This is a genomic window from Campylobacter sp. LR291e, assembly GCF_008633915.1.
In the GTDB taxonomy this organism is placed as follows: domain Bacteria; phylum Campylobacterota; class Campylobacteria; order Campylobacterales; family Campylobacteraceae; genus Campylobacter_D.
The window spans coordinates 1-20,913 of sequence record NZ_VJNV01000007.1; the positions used below are offsets into that span (position 1 = coordinate 1).

Annotated in this window: 19 protein-coding genes, 1 tRNA gene and 2 pseudogenes; 3 read left to right on the top strand and 19 right to left on the bottom strand. The window is 29.0% G+C overall.

Annotated elements, in window-relative coordinates:
* From FMM58_RS09085 to FMM58_RS01620, 7 genes and pseudogenes are all read right to left on the bottom strand, one after another.
* Positions 1 to 849 (bottom strand): annotated as a pseudogene (locus tag FMM58_RS09085) (DNA (cytosine-5-)-methyltransferase); the annotation flags it as partial.
* 52 nt (positions 850 to 901) lie between these two features.
* A pseudogene (locus FMM58_RS09090) lies at positions 902 to 1,483 on the bottom strand (DNA cytosine methyltransferase).
* A gap of 112 nt (positions 1,484 to 1,595) precedes the next feature.
* Entirely contained in the window at positions 1,596 to 3,200 is a 1,605-nt protein-coding gene (locus FMM58_RS01600; protein ID WP_150141248.1) for an AAA family ATPase, read from the bottom strand.
* Positions 3,190 to 4,437 carry a tRNA (N(6)-L-threonylcarbamoyladenosine(37)-C(2))-methylthiotransferase MtaB gene (gene mtaB / locus FMM58_RS01605; protein WP_150180321.1) on the bottom strand — a complete coding sequence of 416 codons (1,248 nt, stop codon included), beginning with the start codon at positions 4,435 to 4,437 and terminating at the stop codon, positions 3,190 to 3,192. Before mtaB ends, FMM58_RS01600 begins: the two co-directional genes overlap by 11 nt.
* A complete protein-coding gene (locus tag FMM58_RS01610; protein WP_150141252.1) occupies positions 4,434 to 5,990 on the bottom strand; it encodes a mechanosensitive ion channel family protein in 1,557 nt (518 codons plus the stop codon). Before FMM58_RS01610 ends, mtaB begins: the two co-directional genes overlap by 4 nt.
* Positions 5,987 to 7,042, bottom strand: coding sequence for a 3-dehydroquinate synthase (gene aroB, locus FMM58_RS01615; RefSeq protein ID WP_150141254.1), 1,056 nt, complete (start codon positions 7,040 to 7,042; stop codon positions 5,987 to 5,989). The genes FMM58_RS01610 and aroB overlap by 4 nt, the downstream gene beginning before the upstream one ends.
* 39 nt (positions 7,043 to 7,081) lie before the next feature.
* Positions 7,082 to 8,473: a COG3400 family protein gene (locus FMM58_RS01620; protein WP_150151464.1), complete on the bottom strand. Its 1,392-nt coding sequence runs from the start codon at positions 8,471 to 8,473 to the stop codon at positions 7,082 to 7,084.
* A gap of 31 nt (positions 8,474 to 8,504) precedes the next feature.
* On the opposite strand from FMM58_RS01620, the gene tgt reads away from it, so the two are divergent.
* The 3 genes from tgt (at position 8,505) to FMM58_RS01635 (ending at position 10,382) form a co-directional block, all read left to right on the top strand.
* The gene (gene tgt / locus FMM58_RS01625) at positions 8,505 to 9,626 is read left to right on the top strand and encodes a tRNA guanosine(34) transglycosylase Tgt (protein ID WP_150141258.1); all 1,122 of its coding nucleotides are present in this window, start codon (positions 8,505 to 8,507) and stop codon (positions 9,624 to 9,626) included.
* 34 nt (positions 9,627 to 9,660) lie between these two features.
* Positions 9,661 to 9,737: transfer RNA gene (locus FMM58_RS01630), tRNA-Arg, on the top strand.
* Between the two features lie 27 nt (positions 9,738 to 9,764).
* The gene (locus tag FMM58_RS01635) at positions 9,765 to 10,382 is read left to right on the top strand and encodes a YggS family pyridoxal phosphate-dependent enzyme (protein ID WP_150141260.1); all 618 of its coding nucleotides are present in this window, start codon (positions 9,765 to 9,767) and stop codon (positions 10,380 to 10,382) included.
* Here the strand turns inward: FMM58_RS01635 and FMM58_RS01640 are convergent.
* From FMM58_RS01640 to FMM58_RS01695, 12 genes are all read right to left on the bottom strand, one after another.
* Positions 10,379 to 10,819, bottom strand: coding sequence for an META domain-containing protein (locus FMM58_RS01640; RefSeq protein WP_150151458.1), 441 nt, complete (start codon positions 10,817 to 10,819; stop codon positions 10,379 to 10,381). The genes FMM58_RS01635 and FMM58_RS01640 overlap by 4 nt on opposite strands.
* Before the next feature lie 8 nt (positions 10,820 to 10,827).
* Positions 10,828 to 12,423: a methyl-accepting chemotaxis protein gene (locus FMM58_RS01645; RefSeq protein WP_150180322.1), complete on the bottom strand. Its 1,596-nt coding sequence runs from the start codon at positions 12,421 to 12,423 to the stop codon at positions 10,828 to 10,830.
* A gap of 146 nt (positions 12,424 to 12,569) precedes the next feature.
* Positions 12,570 to 14,342 carry a penicillin-binding protein 2 gene (gene mrdA, locus FMM58_RS01650; RefSeq protein WP_150180323.1) on the bottom strand — a complete coding sequence of 591 codons (1,773 nt, stop codon included), beginning with the start codon at positions 14,340 to 14,342 and terminating at the stop codon, positions 12,570 to 12,572.
* Positions 14,339 to 14,833, bottom strand: coding sequence for a hypothetical protein (locus FMM58_RS01655; protein WP_150180324.1), 495 nt, complete (start codon positions 14,831 to 14,833; stop codon positions 14,339 to 14,341). The genes mrdA and FMM58_RS01655 overlap by 4 nt, the downstream gene beginning before the upstream one ends.
* Complete coding sequence (yihA, locus tag FMM58_RS01660) at positions 14,830 to 15,417, bottom strand: ribosome biogenesis GTP-binding protein YihA/YsxC (protein WP_150141270.1); 588 nt, start codon at positions 15,415 to 15,417, stop codon at positions 14,830 to 14,832. The genes FMM58_RS01655 and yihA overlap by 4 nt, the downstream gene beginning before the upstream one ends.
* A complete protein-coding gene (gene lptA / locus FMM58_RS01665) occupies positions 15,414 to 15,872 on the bottom strand; it encodes a lipopolysaccharide transport periplasmic protein LptA (RefSeq protein WP_150141272.1) in 459 nt (152 codons plus the stop codon). Before lptA ends, yihA begins: the two co-directional genes overlap by 4 nt.
* Entirely contained in the window at positions 15,857 to 16,366 is a 510-nt protein-coding gene (locus tag FMM58_RS01670; protein WP_150141274.1) for an LptA/OstA family protein, read from the bottom strand. The genes lptA and FMM58_RS01670 overlap by 16 nt, the downstream gene beginning before the upstream one ends.
* Positions 16,357 to 16,845 (bottom strand): HAD-IIIA family hydrolase, encoded by a 489-nt coding sequence (locus tag FMM58_RS01675; protein ID WP_150141276.1) that lies wholly within the window; start codon positions 16,843 to 16,845, stop codon positions 16,357 to 16,359. The genes FMM58_RS01670 and FMM58_RS01675 overlap by 10 nt, the downstream gene beginning before the upstream one ends.
* A 5-nt stretch (positions 16,846 to 16,850) precedes the next feature.
* Positions 16,851 to 17,675, bottom strand: coding sequence for a septal ring lytic transglycosylase RlpA family protein (locus FMM58_RS01680; RefSeq protein ID WP_150141278.1), 825 nt, complete (start codon positions 17,673 to 17,675; stop codon positions 16,851 to 16,853).
* On the bottom strand, positions 17,623 to 18,771 hold the full coding sequence (locus FMM58_RS01685; protein WP_150180325.1) for a lytic transglycosylase domain-containing protein: 1,149 nt from the start codon (positions 18,769 to 18,771) through the stop codon (positions 17,623 to 17,625). Before FMM58_RS01685 ends, FMM58_RS01680 begins: the two co-directional genes overlap by 53 nt.
* Complete coding sequence (locus tag FMM58_RS01690) at positions 18,768 to 19,574, bottom strand: TatD family hydrolase (RefSeq protein WP_150141282.1); 807 nt, start codon at positions 19,572 to 19,574, stop codon at positions 18,768 to 18,770. The genes FMM58_RS01685 and FMM58_RS01690 overlap by 4 nt, the downstream gene beginning before the upstream one ends.
* Positions 19,565 to 20,815 carry a response regulator gene (locus FMM58_RS01695; protein WP_150141284.1) on the bottom strand — a complete coding sequence of 417 codons (1,251 nt, stop codon included), beginning with the start codon at positions 20,813 to 20,815 and terminating at the stop codon, positions 19,565 to 19,567. The genes FMM58_RS01690 and FMM58_RS01695 overlap by 10 nt, the downstream gene beginning before the upstream one ends.
* Positions 20,816 to 20,913: the final 98 nt, after the last annotated feature.

The following is a 20,913-nucleotide window of genomic DNA, read 5'->3' on the forward strand; positions in this document are numbered from 1 at the left end:
AATATCAATTAATTTTAAAATTACTTGTTTGATATGTGCATACTTTTTAAATAAAATAGGTAAAAAATTTCCACTTCCAACGCTTGGTTCTAAGATAGTAATGGTATCTTTTGTAAAATTTGGCAAGGTTTTTACTATTTCACCAATAATAAACTTATTTGTAAAATAAGCTGAATTTTGTTTTCTTCTTGTATTTGCAATTTCAACTAAATTTGATAAACTTGCCATATTATACTTATCTAAATTATCTTTTAAAAAGGATATTAAATTGCTTAAATTTGACAAATTAAATTTTTCTATTAAAACTATTATTTCTTTATTGTTTAAATGTTTTAAACACATAAATTTTGAAATATTTTTAGCAATTTGTTGAAATATAATTGTCGGTACGGCTTCTCCTATGCTTTGTCTAATATTCATTTCATTTTGTTTTAAAAGTCTTTGTTTTTCATTAATACTTAAAGAATTTAAATGTTTTAAATCAAAAGGCAACCATTTAAAATTTTGTGGAATATTCATCATAAGCATTAATTCTCTAATGGAAAATACTCTATCATCACTTGGATGAACTGTATTTTGCGATGCCATTTGGTCATTTCTTGTATGAATACAAGGTGCTACATTATTCCATTTTTGTCTTTTTTTTGAAGTATTAATAATAATTTTACCATTTTCTATTTTATGTGGTTTTTTTGTATCTTCTTTATTATCAAAAGCACTTTGCCCTTCTTTTAAATCACTTATCCATTCCCTCATATGTGATGAATAAATTCTAAAACCATGGTAAAAGTCATCTTTGTCGATTTCTCCCCATTCTAAAGATTTTTTATTTCCTATAACTTTTTTCAAAGTTTTTTCTTCGTAAAATTTGGAAAAAGTTCAATAGCAGAAATAAAATTTTTTAATTCTTACAAACACCAATTACAAGCGTTCTTGTCCTACTTGAATTTGCTCCATAATTTTTAAAATTAATAATTTCATCATAAATAGAATAATTTTTTGATAAATCACGTTCTATCATAGAGCCTATACTAATCACATTATTATTTTTATCAATACAAGCTGTTTTATAAAAACTAGATACATTTTCTAATATAAAAATCTTGGATTAATTAAACTTATTAATTCAATACTTTCTACAACCAAAGAATTACGATTAATCTCATTAGTACTTTTTTTATGATTTGCTACACTCATACCTTTGACATGGTGAAGTAACTATTAGCACATTAACTCTATCATTACCCAAATTTTTATAAAATTTAATTTGTTCTAAAATTTTATTCTTTGCATATTCATCTTTTATATCGCCACAAATATAACCATTTTCATATTTACATTTTTTATTTATTTTTTGAATTTCAAGTCTTTTGTTTATAAATTCATTTGTTACAATACATTCAAATCCAAGTTCTTTAAAACCATAACAACCTACGCCAGCAGAAGAAAATAAAGAAATATAAGTTGGAATTTTATTAAACACGATAAAGCCTTTTTTTATGAAGTATTTTAATCTTAAAAACTTAATCAAAACAAACTTCTTTACTTAAATAAGCCTACAAAATCCATAAAATCAAGCTTATAAACAATCATGCTCACACCTGCATAAGTTTTTTAATGTCTAAGTATTCTAGTTTTTCTTTTTCAAGTAAAAGCTCGCTTAGGCTTAAAATTTTATTTTTCATAGGAAATAATAATTCTTCAATCTCTTCTTTTAAAACATCAAGCTTAACATCATCAAGCATACCAAAACTCATCATAAACTCAAGCATTTCTTTGATTTTTGCAAAGTCATTTTGCGAATTTGTATAGCTTTCATTAAATATTAACTTCATAGCCACAGACCCTGCTAAATGCACCTTTATTTTATTGATTAACTCAGATTTTGACTTAATACTATGTTCAAATTCATCAAATCTATCCTCAATAAGAGTGATTTTTTCAAAGGCTATATCAAAATAATAAGCACTCAAAGCCTTTGCACTTTGATAGGTAGCTTGAATTTTTTTCTCATCATCATTAAAGCTTAAAATTTTCTTTTTACCTAATAAAACCTTATTTAAAACTGCGTAAAAATCACTTTCTTCTACCAAATTTGAATTTCTTCTTAACGCATTTATGGCTGCTTCATTTACCAAAGTTTCAAGCCCTGCCCCACTAAAACCTACACTTGCCTTTGCAATATTATTTAAATTTACATTATTTTTTTTATCTTTCATGTAAATTTCTAAAATTTTAAGCCTATCTTTGTAATCGGGTAAAGAAAGGAAAATTCGCCTATCAAAACGACCTGAGCGAAGTAATGCTGAGTCGATTAATTCTATCTTATTTGTAGCTGCTATTACTATAACGCCACTATTATCCTCAAAGCCATCCATTTGCGTTAAAAGCTGATTTAAGGTACTATCCCTTTCGCCATTTGACATTTCGCCTCTTACCTTACCAACTGCGTCAATCTCATCTATAAAAATAATGCTTGGAGCTGTCATTTTTGCCCTAGAAAATAACTCTCTAACGCGTTTAGCTCCTATTCCTACATAAATTTCAACAAAGCTTGAACCACTTTGATAAAAAAAAGGCACATTGGCTTCTCCTGCAACAGCCTTTGCGATTAAGGTTTTACCAACCCCTGGAGGTCCTATCATTAAAACACCTTTAGGCATTTTAACACCAAATTCTTTATATTTTTGAGGATTTTTTAAAAAATCAACTAACTCACTTAACTCCATTTTAACTTCATCAACCCCTGCCACATCCTCAAAAGTAATATTTGAAATCACAGGCTTTATATTAAGGCTTTCTAAATTTGTATTTAAGTTTTGATTGTTTAAATTCTTAGAAATAGGATATTTTGCGAGTTCTTTTTTTCTTAAAAAATAATTTGTAGATAAAAATAAAATTAATAAGAAAAAAAGTAAGATAAACAAAACCCAGCTACTATTGTCTTTGTTAACTTCTATGGGAACGCGTTTTAAAAGTTCGTTTAAGTCAATGCCATCTTTTATGATAATGTATTTTTCACCCCTTGTATGAAGTAAAACCTCATTATCAATTAATACTGCTTTTTGTATTAAATTTTGTTCTAATAAACTCGTATAAAGGTCTTTGTCTATGTACTTTGCATCATTTTTAAAATATAAAATTCCAAGTAAAATACAAAGAATTAAAAAAGAACTTATTATAATTTTTTTATTTTTCATAGCTTTCCTTTGCTAGATTAAATTCACTTTGGACTATGTAGTTTTCAATATTTACCCAAGTTTTGCTAATATCATTTTTACTTTTAATTTTCATTTTATTATAAAATTCATCAAAGCCCTCATAATAATCATTTTTAAGGCTTTCAACCAAGACATTTAAGCCTTTTTGCTTTTTTCTAAATTCAAAATTATTTTTTGCTACTATTTCTTTTAATAAATTTAGCCTTTGCTTTGCTATTTTACCATTTATACGCTCTTTTAAAATAGCTGAATAAGTATTATTTCTAGGGCTAAAAATAAAGGCATGTAAGTGAGTAAGTGGGAGTTTTTTAAAATTATCTAAGCCTTCTTTCCAAATTTCATCACTTTCTCCGGGATGTGCTACGATAAAATCAGTTCCTAAGGCATAATTTTTACTAGCTAGAAATTCGAAGAGTTTTAAATCACTTTCAAAGCGATTTTTTCTTCTCATAATTTTAAGCATTTGATTACTTGTATGTTGAAGTGCTATGTGTAAATGCCTTTCTATCCAAGGTTCATTTAAAATTTCAAAAAAATCCTCATTTAGCTGACTAGGTTCTAAACTCCCAAGCCTTACCCTTTTAACGCCGTTAATCTTTCCTATTTTTTGAAGTAAAAGACCTAAATTTGTACCCATTTTTTGTCCGTATGAGCCTATATTTGTGCCTGTTAGAATGATTTCATTAAAGCCATTTTGAGTTAAAATTTTAATTTGATCAAGTAAAGTTTTTTCATCTACACTTCTTGATTTTCCACGAACTGCTGGAATAATACAATACGAACATGAAAAATTACAACCTTCTTGAATTTTAACAAAGGCCTTGCTGTGATTTTTGTAAGTTGTAACTATATTTTTATCTATAAATTCCAAATTTCCAAGTTCTAAAAAGCTTGTTTTTGCCTTTAAAAACTCATTTATTTTTTCCTTTTTAGATGCTCCAAAAACTCCAAAAATTTCACCCCTTTTCAAAAGGTTTTGTCCTTTTGAAAATGCCCCACAACCAGTAATTAAGACCTTAATGCCCTTTTTTTGCAAGGAATTTACATAATTTTGCAAACCACTATCTGCCCCATTTGTAACCGTGCAAGAATTTATAACAACTATGGAGGCTAAATTTTCATCATTTGTTAATTCAAAATCCTTAACATAAGACTTTAAAAGCTCAGTATCATAGATATTTGTGCGACACCCGAATGTTTTAAAAAAAACTTTCAAAAGCTGTCCTTTGCAAGTTCTTTAAACTCATCAGGAGGTAAATTCTTTGACATATAAAGATTTTGTGAAGGATATGCTATTTTAATATCCTTATGCTTGTTAAACTCAATTATAATATCCTTACAAATAACGCTTCTAAGGGCTAGGGCTGCGTAAGAATTTGTCATATACCAAGCTGAAATTCTCATGCCCCAATGTTCAAAAAATATAAAAAATCTAGGAGCTACCTTTATATCCTTAATACTATATTCATTTTGTAATTTTTGCATAGTCTTTCTAGCAAGTTCAGTATAGCCCTTTGCGTGAAATTTAACTATATTTTCAACAATTTGCTGTGCTTTTTCTAAATTTGAATCAAAGGTAATTGTTATATCGATTCCATCAAGCACTGTTCTCATTCCATGGTGAGTGTAATTTGAGATTAAATGCGTAAAAACATAATTATTTGGTATAAAAATAATGCGTCCACTTCTGCGATTTTTCACGTAAGATTCAAGGGTTATATCTTCATAAATGGTAATCCTTAAAAAAGAAATATCTATGATATCGCCCACATAAGTAAGGTTGTTTTGTATAACTTTGATTCTATCACCTGTTCTTAAACTGCCACCAAAGACTATAACACACCACCCAAGCATTGACATAAACATATCTTTCATAGCAATTGCAAGGCCAGCCGATGCAAAACCAAGTATGGTAACAAGATAGGTAATATTTTCTATATAAGCAAAAAGCAAGATTAAAAAAATCACATTTATATTTATAAAATTTATAATCTTTGTAGCCATGTAGTAACGCTCTATATCCTTTATATACTTTTTTGCTACAAATTTTAAAGAAAAAGATATGATTATGCTTAAAACAATGGCAATTAGGATATTTATGGCCCTTAGGGTTTGAATTTTAATTTCCAAATTAATCCTAGCTATCTCATCATCGATTTTTTTCTCATAAATAGAATAAGAAACCTTAGCAAATTGCAAGGCTTGATTAAATTCATCTAGCTTTTTATCTGAATTTTTAATCCTTGCACTATCTATAATATGGGGCTTTTTGTGACTTTCTTCTTTAAGTTGGGTATTTTTTTCTTTAATTTTTTCAACCAAGCTTGTAAAATCATTTAATTTTTGATTAACCTCTTCTTTTCCACCCTTTAATTTTTTAATATGAGAAAAGCCACTAATTATAGCAAGAGGGTTTGTTAATTTTGGTAAAATTTCTACATTTTCAGGGGCACTCAAACTTTGAGCAAAATTTAAGTCCTTATACTCACTTAATAAATTTAATTGTTCTTCTAAAGTGCTAATATGCCTTTTTAATTCATCTAAATCACTTTGTTTTAAATTTGGCTTTTTTAGTTCTAAATTTAATAAAATCAACTCATCATTTATTTTTTGATAGGTTATAAAATTTTCATATCTAATATTATAAATACTTGAATTAATAATGGCATCAAGCTTATTAATCTTATCTTCAAAATCATCTAACTTGCTTTGATTAAGCTCAGCATAAGTAAAAACAAAAAACACTAAAAAAAAGATAATCTTTCTCATGTAAAGACCTCTAAGCATTTCAAAATAATGCTTTTATCTATATCATCTTTTATAATGCCCTTTCCTAAGTTCTTTAAAATTATAAAATTTAATTTTGCATTTAAACTTTTTTTATCCAAATAAAAGGCGTTATAAAATTCGTTTATATCTTGTATTTTGTAAGTAGTAGGTAGCTTAAATTTAAGCAAAATTTTTTCTAGTCTTTGGCAATCACTTTTTTGTAAAAATCCTAAATTTAAGGCTAAAATATTTGCCATATTCATACCAATTGCTACAGCTTCTCCGTGCAAGTACTGCTTGTAAGCTGTTTGATTTTCTATAATGTGTGCAAAAGTGTGACCATAATTTAAAAGCATTCTAAGTCCTGCTTCTTTTTCATCTTTTTCAACGATTTTTGCCTTTAATTCAACGCTTTTTGCTATGATTTTTCTTAAAATTTCATCATCTATTTTAGCATTTAAAAAAGCATCAGCATCAATACTTTCAATAAATTCAAGCAAACTTTTATCAAAAACCATAGCCATTTTTATAAACTCAGCCATCCCAGCACTAAGTTCTATTTGTGGCAAGGTCCTTAAAAACTCACTTTGACAATAAACTGCCTTTGGTTGATAAAAAGAACCTATCAAATTCTTTCCAAAAGCATTATTAACCCCTGTTTTTCCACCAACTGCAGCATCAACACAAGCAAGTAAGGTAGTAGGTATATTTATAAAATCAATGCCTCTTTGATAAATACTTGCCACAAAGCCACCCATATCAGAGATAACCCCACCTCCAAAGCTTATCAAAAGGCTTTTTCTATCAAGCTTTGAATTAAACATTTGATTTAAAATTTCTTCAATAGTGCTTAAATTTTTATATTCTTCCCCATCCTTTACGCTTATTATAAAAAGTTCTTTGCATTTTATTTTATTTAATAAATTTTTTAAATGAAGCCCTGAAATTTTGGGATTTGTTAAGATTGCTACCTTGCAATCAAAGCTTAAATTTTCTAACTCATCAACATAAACTTTATAAGGATTTTGACTTAATTTTACTTCTATTTGCATGCTAACCTCGTTTTTTAAAATAAATTATACAATTTTTTATTAATCAGCAGGAATAAAAAGCTGATAATTTTTAGACATTTTATAATAATGTTTATTTAAGTTCACACTTAAATTTCTATGTATTTTGCTTTTTAAAAGCTTTTTTTCAAAAAATACAAAATGCAGTAAATTATTCTCATCACACAAGGTTAAAAGTGGATTGATATCGTTTTTATCATTAATATTTATATGCTTTTCATAAAGCTTAGATAAACTTGCAAAATACTCTTTTATGCCACTAGTATCCTTTATATTTGGGTTATAATAGTGCAAATTTACACTTAAATTTAACTGCTTACTTAAATCAATTATCACATTTGCTTGATTTTCTAGCTCACTTTCATTAGCACTTAAAATAACACTCTGCCTTACTTCTTCAAAATCAATCTCCCCTACTTTTAAAATAGGAATTTTAAGTTCAAAAAAGCTTTTTTTAAATTTTTCAAAATGATTTGTATCAGTAAGAAAAAGTCCTATATCATGGTTTTTAATCCTTTCTTTGTCTATGTTAAATTTGGTATTTTTATAATCAATAATGATATTTTCATTTTCATCAATTAATTTTTTAATCAAGCTATAATTTTCATTTAAAGTTGGATTAATTACCCTTATAAATGCCTTTTTAGCATTTGTTTTTTGCCTTAAATAAAGACTTGTTTTAATGAGTAAAATTTGAGTTTTTTCATTCATATTAACCATATCAATTAAGGTAAATATATTACTACCAAAGGGTACTGGAAACTGACCTTCATTTGCCTTAATTATCCTAAAAACATTTTGTAAAACAATGGGGTCGCCTACTATTAAAATTCTATCATTTGGTTGCAAAACAAAGCTAGGGCGAACGAAATTTATCTTTGAATCCCTATAAATTAATACTATTCTCCACCTTTTTTGCTGAATAGAACTAATATGTCTATATGCAAAAATTGAACCTATGGGAATTTTAACATCCATTATCTCACCTGTGCCAAGTCCTATATATTGTGCTGTTTTAGCAATATCTGGTAGATAATCAACCAAACGTTTAGTTAAGGTAGTGCGTCCATCTATGATATGACAATTTTTATCCTCAAAGCTAAGACCCCAAAAATCCATAATATCTATTTCTAAATTTAAATCCAAAGAACGCAAGGCTTCATAACTTTTTTGAGTGTTAAACTTATCTCTCATATAAATAAAGGCAAGTTTATAATCTTTCATAATAAGTTCAAGGCGAGGTCTACTAGTAGGGTCAAAATGATGAATTTCAAAAGGCGTATTTGATGACTCTATACTTAAAGCATTAGGACTAATTATAGTAAAAAAATACCCTAAACCATTTTCAAAACAAAGCCTTTCTAAGAAATGCTTTGCTAAAATACCATCAATTATTATTAAGACATTATTCATTTTTAACTCCAAAAAAAAGGAATTATAGCAAATGGAATTTAAAGTAAGGTATCAAAATGAAAATGCTAGAGTTTGTGAGATAAAAACAGCTCATTCTTCTTTTTTAACCCCTATTTTTATGCCTGTTGGAACAAGTGCTTGTGTTAAAAGTCTTGATTTTATAGACTTGCAAAAGTTACTTAATGTAAAGATTATTTTAGCAAATACCTATCATTTATATTTAAGACCGGGAGCAGGTGTGGTTAAAAATTGTGGAGGTTTGCATAAATTTACCGGCTTTAATGGAAGTTTTTTAACTGATAGCGGAGGTTTTCAAGCCTTTTCTTTAAGTAAAAATTCAAAACAAAGCGAAGAAGGAATTTTATTTAAAAGCCATATTGATGGGTCTAAGCACCTTTTTACCCCAAGTAGCGTACTAGATACTCAGTATGCTTTAAATTCTGATATTATGATGATTTTAGATGATTTAGTAGCCTTACCAGCTAGTAAAAAAAGACTTAAGCTTTCAATTGAAAGGACTATAAAATGGGCAAAAGAAGCTATAACTTATCATAAAATAAAGCAAAATCAAGGCATAGGCACAAAACAAAATATTTTTGCTATCTTGCAAGGTGGAACTGACTTAGAGCTTAGAAAAGAATGTGCTTTAAACATTTGCGAACTTGATTTTGATGGCTTTGCAATTGGAGGTTTAAGCGTTGGGGAAGAAAATGCTAAAATGTATGAGGTGGTTGATAATTTAACCACGCTAATACCACACGATAAGCCTCGCTATTTAATGGGTGTAGGAACCCCTGAGGACTTAGTTGAAAATGTTGAAAGAGGGATTGATATGTTTGATTGCGTTATGCCTACAAGAAATGCTAGAAATGGGACCTTATTTACAAATTTTGGCAAGTTAAATATAAAAAGAAGTGAGTTTATAAATGACAATGAGCCTATTGAAGTGGGTTGTAGTTGTTATACTTGTACTCATTTTTCAAGGGCTTATTTAAATCATTTATTTAAGGCTAAGGAGTTAACCTTTTTTCGCCTTGCTAGTTTGCATAATTTACATTATTATTTAAGCTTAGTTAAGCAAATGCAAGAAGCTATAAGGTTAAATTCATTTGCGAAATTTAAAAAAGAATTCTACTTAAAAAGGGCTTTTTAAGAAAATTTTTTTTATAATTACCCTTTTTATTTACGCGCTCTTAGCTCAGCTGGATAGAGCATTTGATTGCGGTTCAAAAGGCCAGAGGTTCGAATCCCCTAGAGCGCGCCACTTTCTTAATCTACTTAGGAATTTTCAATGAATTTAGAAGAACTTTTAGAAAAAACAAAGAATGTTCGCTTGGTTGCAGCTAGTAAGTATGTAGATTTTGTAGCTATAAAAGTACTTTTTGAAAAAGGAGTTAAAGAATTTGGGGAAAATCAAGTACAAGCCCTAACTAGTAAAAAAGAAAGCTTAAAAAATGAAGATATCATTTGGCATTTTATAGGAAATTTACAAAGCAATAAAATAAATCTTTTATTAAAACAAAGACCTACTTTGTGGCAATCTTGCAATGGTATAAAGATTGCAAGGGCTGTAAATTCAAGGCTTGATTATAAGCTTGATTGTTTGCTTGAAATAAACTCAGCTAATGAGTTTTCAAAAAATGGCATTGAAAGCGAGAAAGCAATTGAAGAATATTTACAAATCAAAGAAGAATGTAAAAATTTAAATCTTTGTGGAGTTATGAGTATAGGGGCTTTAAGCGATGATGAAAAAGATATTATCAAAAGCTTTGAAAATACCTTTAAAATTTATGAAAAATTGCAAAAAGAAGGGGCTAAAATTTGTTCTATGGGCATGAGTAATGACTTTGAACTAGCCATTAAGTGTGGTTCTAATATGATTAGGCTTGGTAGCATTTTATTTAATTAAAATTTTAAATAAAGCTTCATATTATCATTAACTAGCACTATATAATTTTCTTCTTTTGAAATTTCAAAACTGCCCTTAAAATTTTTCAAAAAACTATCTTCAAATTCCATTAACTCACCGGACGCACAAAGCATTTTTGTAACACCCATACCATCTCTTATCTCTAAAATATCTCCATCAATTATATAAGTTCCAAAAAAGCGATTACAAGCAGTATCCCCATAAAATCGCCCATTTTCAAAACGCAAATTTGGTTTTTCTTCAAAATTCTCACTACTATAAATTTTATAAGAATAACTAAATTTTTCAAGTTCAAAAAGTTGATTTTGTATATTTATCTCGTCTTTTATAGTAGTGTTTTGGGTTGTAATAGCTGAATTTTTAGTAGCACAACTTATAAAAAATAAAACTATAAATAAAATTAAGAGTTTTTTCATAGTGTTCCTTAAACTTCGAATTGTTTTAATTCTTTTTCTAAATTATTACATACTATTTTTAACTCATCAACAACGCCAAGCAATAATTTTGCAATTCCTTCATTTTGCTCACTAGCCTCGACATTTTCTTGCATACAAGAAAGTAAATTTTGCATATTTTCTTGTGCAGATTTTATCTTGTCAGTACATTGCAAAACAAGGTCTCTAGTGCTTTTATTTGAAATTTGAACCTCGTTTGCATCATTTACTAAAAGCGAAGTATCATCATTTAAGGAATTTATATTTTCAGCATTCTTAGTTAATTCATCACTTACTTCTTTCATACTTGCTAAAAGCTCTTTGGTTATTTGAGTAACAGAACCCACAAATTCCTCGCTATTTTGTGCTAAAATGCGAACGTCTTCTGCAATAATAGAAAAACCACGTCCATGCTCACCCGCTCTAGCTGCTTCAATACCAGCATTTAATGAAAGTAAATTTGTCTTATCAGCTATTTCATCCATCATCTGTGCCGTTTTTTGTATATTACTAGCTTGTTCCATCATGTTTTTAACCTTTACAGCTAATAAATTTTCATTATCAACTGCACTAGTTACTTTATTTGCAACATTTGAAAGCGAATTTAGCATTTGGGTTAAGACCTCATAAGATTTATCATTTGCCTTACTTGCCTCGCTTGAAAGAGTGGCTAATTCTCCAAGTTCTGTACCTACATTTTCACTTAAATGAAAGCCCTCATCTATTTTTTTATGGCTTTTTTCTGTTACTTCATCAAGGGCTATAGCATTTGAATTTAGCGTTTTAGCCTGTGTTTCAACCTTTTTTGAGCTATTATGTACTGAACTAACCGTTTTTTGCGTTTTTTCTATAAATTGATTGATATAAGAACAAGCCCCGGCTATTTCATCTTTTCCTTTTATCTTAATTCTAGCTCTTAAATTTCCATCACCTTGTGCAAGTTCTTTTGCATGATTTAAAAGTTCTACAATAGGATTTCCAACTACAATCTTTAACATAAAAAGTACCACTGCAACGGTGATTATCAAGGCTAAGCTAAAAATAATAATATAATTTCTACTTGCCCTTGCTATATCGTTTTCTACATGTTCTAAAGAATGATAAATATCCATAACGCCCATAACATCATTTAATTTTGTAGTAGCATGGCAAGTAAGGCAGGTTTCATCATCGGCTATTAAGGGTCTAATAAGCCTTATGTAATTTATACCATTAATCTCGGTTTGCAAACTTTTAAGCTCTGGTTTGCTAAATTGTTCTATGATTAATGTCTCATTTGTGGTATTTGGATTTTGAATTTCAAAAAGTTCGATAATTTCTTTTGAAGGGTAGATAATAACATCACTAATGCCCTCTATTTTCTTTGCATTTTCAATGGCATCGTGTATGACCTGAGGATCTCCTAAATTCATAGACATACGTAGGGTTTGAAAAACAGAAGTACTCACCGTGTCAAGATTTTCCCTACTCATTTTGTTAGCTGAATTTTTGAAATCTAAATTTATGATAATTTGAACAATGATAAAACTAAGTAATAAAACAAGTAATATAGCTACTGAAACTTTAAATCCTATGCTTTTAAACATATTTTCTCCTAATAAATAATCCTTAAATTTCTAAGTTCGAATCATTATACATTTTATAAACTTTATTTATTTTTAAAGAGCTTGAATTCTTTATTTTGCGTAATTTTGCTTGTAAATTTGTAAATATTTTGTATTTTTTGTTACATTTATTTAAAATATCCCATTTCATTCATTTTTCTAACAATACTTGCCATTGCTACGCCAGAAGTAATAGTACGCCCTCCATGTTCTACAAGGACCGTTATGCTGTATTTTGGATTATCATAAGGGGCATAAGCTGTAAGCCAACTATGAGAACGGGTATAATATTCAAGCATTGACTCAATAACCCTATTTTTATCCTTTTGAGAAAAGCCTACAACTTGTGCAGTACCTGTTTTTGCAGCAATTTTTACGGGTAGATTATTTAAATAACGAAAGGCCGTGCCACCTGGTTCGTTTGCTACTGCATACATTGCCTCTCTAATATAAGGCAAATTTGATTGTTCAACAAGGGTATAAACATCTTTTTTATCATATTTTAATTCTTTATTTAAATGAGGAATCACCTCTTTACCACTTGCAATCTGGGCTGTATATCTTGCTATTTGCATAGGGGTTACCAAAAAATTACCTTGCCCTATGCTAGTATTTAATGTATCGCCTTGCACCCAAGGTTGTTTAAATTTTTGTTGTTTCCACTCCCTACTAGGAACGGTCCCTACAAATTCATTAGGTAAATCTATACCTGTTTTAACTCCAAAGCCAATTCTACCAAGTGTAGAACTTATTTGAGTAATACCTGCTCTAATACTTCCTTCATAAAAATACACATCGCAACTATGTTGAATTCCATGTTTTAAATCAACCCTACCATGTCCTGTTCTATTCCAGCAACGAAAAACGCGGTCTCTAAGTTCTACCCCACCCGAACAATAAAAAGAGGTAAAACGATTAATAGAATTTGTATTTAAAAAAGACAAGGCAACACCCATTTTTACAACTGAACCCGGAGGATAAAGTCCATTTATTAACTTATTTGAAAAAGGGTGGTCTAAGTTATTAGTAAGTTCATTCCAATCTTTAGTCGAAATTCCTGTAACAAAGGGATTTAAATCATACTCAGGAAAGGACCCTGCTGCTAAAATTTCTCCATTCTTAACGTCCATTACAACAACAGCACCGGCATTTTCATTAAATAACTCACTTAAGTATTTTTGTAGCTCAAAATCAATAGTTAAGTGTATATTATCACTTTCAGGTATATTATAAGTTACTTCTTCAAGAATCTTATTTAAGGCATTAACCTTATAGGTTTGAATTCCCTTTGTACCTTGCAAAATGGTATTATAATAACGTTCAATCCCACTTTTGCCCGTATAATTTGCTAGTTTTGCAATCTCATTTTCGCTTATATCTTGCAAATTTGACTTGCCAACATAACCTATAATATGAGATGCTAGGCTATTAAATGGATATTTGCGAGTAATAATTGGCTCAATTTTTATATTATCATTTAAGCTTAAAATTGAAAAATAAGGAGTTATCGCATCATAGGTTACTAAGTCAACAACCTTTATAAATTCTTGATTATAATAAGAATCACCAGCCATATAATTTCTCATTAGAGTACTTGCATTTAAATCAGGGAAAAAATGGACTATGTTATTAATTTCTCTTTCTAAGATAGGACGATTTTTCTTTCTTATATGTAAATAAGGCTTTATTGATATACTAAAACTTAAATCATTAATGGCTAAGTGAGTGCCGTTTCTATCTATGATTTGACCACGGGCTGGGGCTAGAAATTTTGTCTTAATAGCATTTTGCTTTGCAAGTTCTTCATAATAAATATTTGATTTAATGCTTAAATAATAAACTCTACTTAATAAAAAAATAAAAAAAATCAATACAAAGGCTATAACTATTCGAACTTTCAAAATTTATCCTTAAAAAATATAAAAGCAATCAAGGCTTCTATAAGTATTGTTATAGGTGTTTCATAGCTTAATATTTTAAAATGTTGGTCTATAACATAAGAAAAAATATAATCAATTAAAAATATAAGTGCGTAACTTATAAGTACAAGTATGGGAGCAGTTAGTTTACCTACCTTTAAATTTGTTTGTACCCATTCTGCACAAGCTATATAAAATATCAAAAAGGCTAACCAAGATGAAAAGATAAAAAAACTATGTGTTATATCGCAAAATGCAAGGAAAAATAAAGAAAAATACCAGCGAAAATCAAGGCTTGAGACATTGTATTCTCTTTCTTCTAAAAGCTTAAACATATAGTAAAAAAACACCCCATAAAGTATAGGAAAATACACAAAAACAGAACTTATTATCTCATAAAATATTAAAAAAAGCCCGGCGATTATATAGCCAAAATTTAAATTAACGCTATCATAAACTTGAGTTTTTCTCATAATCCCAAAGCCTTATTAATTAATAAATTTTCAATATTGTCTAAATTTTGACCCTGATTTGAAACAAGGTAAGCATCTTTAAAATTTTGTTTAAGTTTGCTTTTTTGACTTTGATTTAATTTATCGCATTTTGTAAAAATTTTTAAGAGTGTTTGGTCTGGCTTTAATAAAGAATTTAAGTAATTTTGTATATCTAAGTCAAGTTCTAAATTTGTATGCCTTGAGTCGATTAAATGGACAAAAAGTTTTATAGAACTTCTTTTTTTCAAAAATAAATCCAAATTTTTATCCCAATTTTCTCTCATACTTTTACTAACCCTAGCATAACCAAAGCCAGGTAAATCAATAAAATTTATATTAAAGCTATCCTCATCTTTTTTACACCTTACTTCAAAAATATTAATAAGCCTTGTTTTTCCAGGAGTTGAAGAAGATTTTGCTAAATTTTTTTGTTTACAAAGGGCATTTATTAAAGAACTTTTTCCTACATTTGAACGACCTAAAAAGGCTATCTCGCTTATATTAGAATTAAAATTTTCATAAAATTTTTCAAAAGAAGTAATAAATTTTGCCCCCACAATCATTGTTGCTCCACATCAAAAACTAAACGTGCCGGCTTTTTATCCTTGCTTTGAACGCTATAAACATTATTTTTTCTATCAACTACAATCTTTTCTCCATAAAGCTTTTTATCTGTGTTAATTTCGTGTATAAAGGCATTTCCATTAATCTCATAGGTATCCTGATTTACATTATAAACAAATTTATCCCCACTTCCCTTATAAAGCTTACCCTTTAGATTAAGACTAAAGTTAGCATTATTAATAGCCTCATATCGAAGAGGTTTTCGGTTTTTATCCATATAGATTATAACCTTATCAGAACTCAATATATCGCTTCCTTGCTTTATGGTAACATTGCCACTAAGTGTACTTTTTCCCGTGTTTTCATCGGCGTAAAAATTATCTGCTTGAATTTCAATTTGATCACCAAAGGCAAAAATGCTAAAAAATATAAGTAAAACTAGTTGTTTAACCACGCCTTTGCCCCTTGAACTTCTAAAATTTTATTATTTAAATCATACTTTAGCACATTTCCATTAATGATATTTTTACCGATATATGCCTTAAAGCCCGAATTTGAAGTAATAAATCTTTTATCTTGTTCATAAATTACTTCATCGCTTGTTATTTTTTTATCATCCCCTATATAAGTTACCTTGTCTTTAAATATGATTTTATTGCTATTATCATTTAAAATTTCTAAACTATTGGCACTTATATTAAAATCTAAATGCCTTGTGTAAAAATCCTTAAATTCATCTTTTTCTTTATATCTAGTCCAAGAATTTGCTTTGTAATATGATTTTGTATTACTAGAATTTAACTCATAAGCATTTATATTATAAGCTTGTATTTGCTTATAATCAAGATTGTAATTTTGAATATTCAAAGAATAAGGGTCTTGTAAGCTGATTATAGTAAAACTTATAGTAAAAAGGGCGATTAAAATTGAAAAAATTCTTATAGCCAAAGCTTATCCCATTCTTTTTGCATTCCATTTTTTTTAACGATATACTCAATCATAGAAGAAACAGCCCCACGACCACCTTTTTTACTAAGCTTAATATCAACCTTTAATTTTTTATGCCCATCCTTTGGCTTAAAACTAAGTCCAACATTTTCAAGCAATTTTGAATCATTTAAATAATCCCCTATTGCTGCACTTTGAGAAAAATTTAAATTCAAGCTTTCTAAAATATTTTTAGCACAACTTAATTTATCTTTAATTCCTTGATAAACAAGGTCTATTTTTAAATCGCTAGCCCTTTGGCTAACGCAAGGACTGGTCCTTCCCGTGATAATAACTATTTTTTTACCAAGCTTTAACCAAGCTTCTATTGCAGCTCCATCCTTAACATCAAATTCTTTTATCTCTTTTGAATCTTGCGTATAAATAATCTTTCCATCAGTTAAGCAACCATCAATATCTAAAAAAATAAGTTCTATCATCGCTTTTAATCCCTAACTACAAAGGCCCCACTAAATGCACCACTTAAAGCAAAATCTCTAGCCTCTTCTATACTCCTAAAGCCTGTTAAAAAGACACGATTTAAGCCATCAACTGAACTTGTCCTTATGGTAGAGGTATAAGTTCTATAGGTTTTGTATTTTGCAGCTATGCTTTTAGCCCCTTCTAAATTTCTAAATGCTCCGATTTGAACCATGAAATTTCCACCCTCGTAAATAGTGCCATTATTTACTATGTTGCCACTTGAAGAACTAGTACTAGAACTTGTAGAAGTAGTACTTCCAAAACCTACAACTTCAAGTCTAACAGGGGCAGTTCCTGCACTAATCATATCAATTTGACTAGCAGCACCCTTTGATAAATCTATAATACGATTTGTTACAAAGGGACCTCTATCATTGATTCTAACCGTTGTTTGTTTGTTGTTATTTAAATTTGTAACCTTAACCACCGTATTCATAGGCAGAGTTTTATGAGCTGCTGTTAAGCCGTTTTGATCATATGTTTCGCCATTGCTTGTCTTTTTACCATGAAAACCAGGACCATACCAAGAAGCAATCCCATCAGCTGTTTCACCAACAGCAACAGCAGTAGGATAATAAGTTTTTCCATTTATAGTATAAGGTTTCATTGTCCCACTAGTACCTGAACTACTTGGACTACTTTTAAAATCATTACTTGTTCCTGCATAATAAACATCAACACTTGATGAATTAGTAAATAAATCAGAACAAGCTGTAAAAAAAACTAAGCTTAAACTAGCGATTGAAAACTTGAGAATAGGTATTTTTTGATTTTTGATAATTTGCATTTTTACTTTCCTTTGTTGGTAAAATCAATTTTTGCTTAAGGCTTAATTTAGTTCCTTTTAAATTATTTAAATTTTGAATATCCTTAACCTTAACGCCATATTTTTTAGATATGCTTGAAAGGGTATCGCCTGATTTTACTATATAAATTTTATTTTTAGTTACCCTTGTAGGCACTGGTAATCTTGTATCAACCTTACTTAAACTCTCTCCTTCAAAATATTTATTAAAATTTGCCACCTTATCAAGTGGAATATACATATAATAACCATTTCCAGGGGGTGTAAAGCTATGTTTAAATTGAGGATTATATTTTTTAAGCGTATCTAGGTCCAATTTTGCACTTTTTGCAATATCTTTTAAGGCTACTGATGAAGGTATATCAACCTTAATAAATTCATTATAAACAGCATAGTTCATAACTGATTCATCTTTATCAAGTAAAAATTCCCTATCTTGTGACAAGAAAGCAAGGGTTAAAATTTTTCTTATGTAATTTCTAGTTTCTAAGGCTAAATATTTTTTATCATGGTCGATTAATACTTTAAGCTCATCCGTACCAGCCTGTGCTATAGCCTTTCTTAGCTTACCACTGCCACAATTATAAGCTAAAATTGCTAAATACCATTTTCCAAATTCAGTTTTTAAATCTTTTAAATATTGTGCAGCTGCATGGGTTGACTTTACTAAATCCCTTCTTTCATCAACATAAGAATCTATTCTAAGTCCTAACATTTTAGCAGTTGGTTGCATAAATTGCCATACCCCAACGGCCTTAGCACGAGAAACGCTTTTTGATTTAAGTCCTGATTCTACCATAGCTAGATATAAAATTTCTTCAGGTACTTCTTCTGATGCTAAAATTTTTCTTATCATAGGGGTTAATTTTGTGAAATTTTGCACAGAATTAATCAAGGTTTTAGAATGTTTTGACTCTATATCAGTCCTGGCCTCGACAAAGATAACATCACTTATAAAACTAGGGTGTATATCTAAATTTCTTAACACATTTAATTGATTTTCATAATGTTCTGGGGCGTAAATTTGTGAAAAAGCACAGCTTACGCTAAGTAATAATGCACATATTAATTTTTTCATACATAGCCTTTAAAAAATAAATTATTTGAATTTGCAAAGCAAAGTTTTAAAACTTCCTCTTTTGAAAGTTTTAAAATTTCACTCATTTTTTGTGCTACAAAATGCGTTAAAATAGGTTCATTTCTCTTACCACGAAAAGGTTCTGGGCTAAGATAAGGTGCATCTGTTTCGATTAATAATTTATCCCTTGGAATTAAGGGCAAAATTTCCAATAAATTTTTAGCATTTTTAAAAGTTAAAACCCCGCCTATTCCAAAATAAAAACCATTATTTGCTAACTGCAATAAATGCTTACTTGCATTAAAACAATGTAACACTCCACCCTTTAACCTAGACACATAAGCAATTAACATTCCATAAATATCCTCATTTGCCTCCCTACAATGTATAATCACAGGTTTTTCAAATTCACAAGCTAATTCTAGCTGGGCTTTAAAAATCTTTTTTTGTAAATTTTTTTCTAACTCATCACCAGCTTTTAAACGATAATAATCAAGCCCACATTCCCCAACAGCTACGCATTTTTCATTACTTAAATGCTCTCTTAAAATTTCTTCATCAAAGCCATCAACTTCGTAAGGATGAACACCTGCTGCGTAATAAATTTGCTTATATTTCATAGCTAATTCCCTAGCCCTTGCTAAGTCCTTAATATCAGCACCAGGAATTATAATTTTTTCTATGCCATTATTAAAAGCATGAAAAAGCATTTCATCTAAATCATCATAAAAGCTTTCACTATCTAAATGACAATGCGTGTCGATTATTTTTTCATTATTATTAAACTCTAAATTTAAGAACATACTTCTACTCTATCCTTACCATTTGTTTTAGCACTAATCAAGGCCTCATTTGCCTTTGTTGTAAGTTCTTTTAAACCAGTACTTGAATTTGCAAAAACATAACCTATACTAGCTGTAAAATAAATTTCATCCAAATTTATCAAAATGCCTTTTTTTCTAATATTTGCAAGTATTTTTAAGAATATTTTTATAGCCTTTTCTTCTGTTAAATTCTTTAAAACTATGCAAAATCTTTCCTTATCATAACGACCTATTATATCGCATCCCTTAGTTTCATTTTTAATCTCATTTGCACAAATTTTAACCACATCATCGCCTATATTGTAGCCATATTCATCATTTATAACAGATAATTCATCTATATTTAAAAAGGCAAAGGCGAAATTTTCATCATGTTTTGAAATGTTGCTTAAATAATCACTTATATCAGCAACCAAGCTATTATAATTTTTAAGTCCTGAAATATGGTCAATATCCTTATAAACCCTTAAAAAATTTGTATTCTCAGCATGATCCATAACCCTATCTAAACGGCGATAAAACAAGTCTTTATTAAAGGGCTTTATTATAAAATCATTTGCCTTTTCCTTAATAGTCTGAGCTTCCAAGCTATCATCTTTTTCGCCTAAAATCACAACTGAAATATTGTTTTTATCATACTGCTTTCTAACTTCTTTTAAGAAATTTATACCATTAATCACAGGCATATTAACATCACAAATCACCATTTTAACATCATCATTATCCTGTAAATAACTTAAGGCTTCTTCGCCATGGGCTGCAAGTAAGACATTAAAAAGCTTTCTTGAAAGATATTTTTTGATTTGATTGCGTTCATTTAGTTTTGGCATTGCTACTATAATTTTTGTTTTATCACAATGCTTTAATCTTTTAATGGAATTTAAAATTTGTTCTATACAATCATCATCTTCTTTAAAAATATAGTCTAAAATTTCCTTATTTTCCATAAATTCATCCCTAGATTTTTTATCATTATTTGCAGTTAAAACGACAACTGGTATATTTTTTCCTATAAGAAAATCAATAGTTTCACCATTTAAGGCATCAGGCAGACATAAATCAACAAAGCTTAAAAAATAATTATTCTGTGCGATTAACTCGGCAGTTTGGGCATAATCAAAGGCAATATCCACTTCATATTTAAAGGTAAACTCAATTTTTTTTGCTAAAAGTTTGCTAAGCATTTTATTATCATCAACTATTAAAATTCTTTTACTCATAACTATAAATCCTTTTGGATAAAACATAAATTTAAGCTTAAAATCGCTATTTTATCAAAAAAAATTAAAAAATTAGTAAACTTTAATAAAAATTTTTT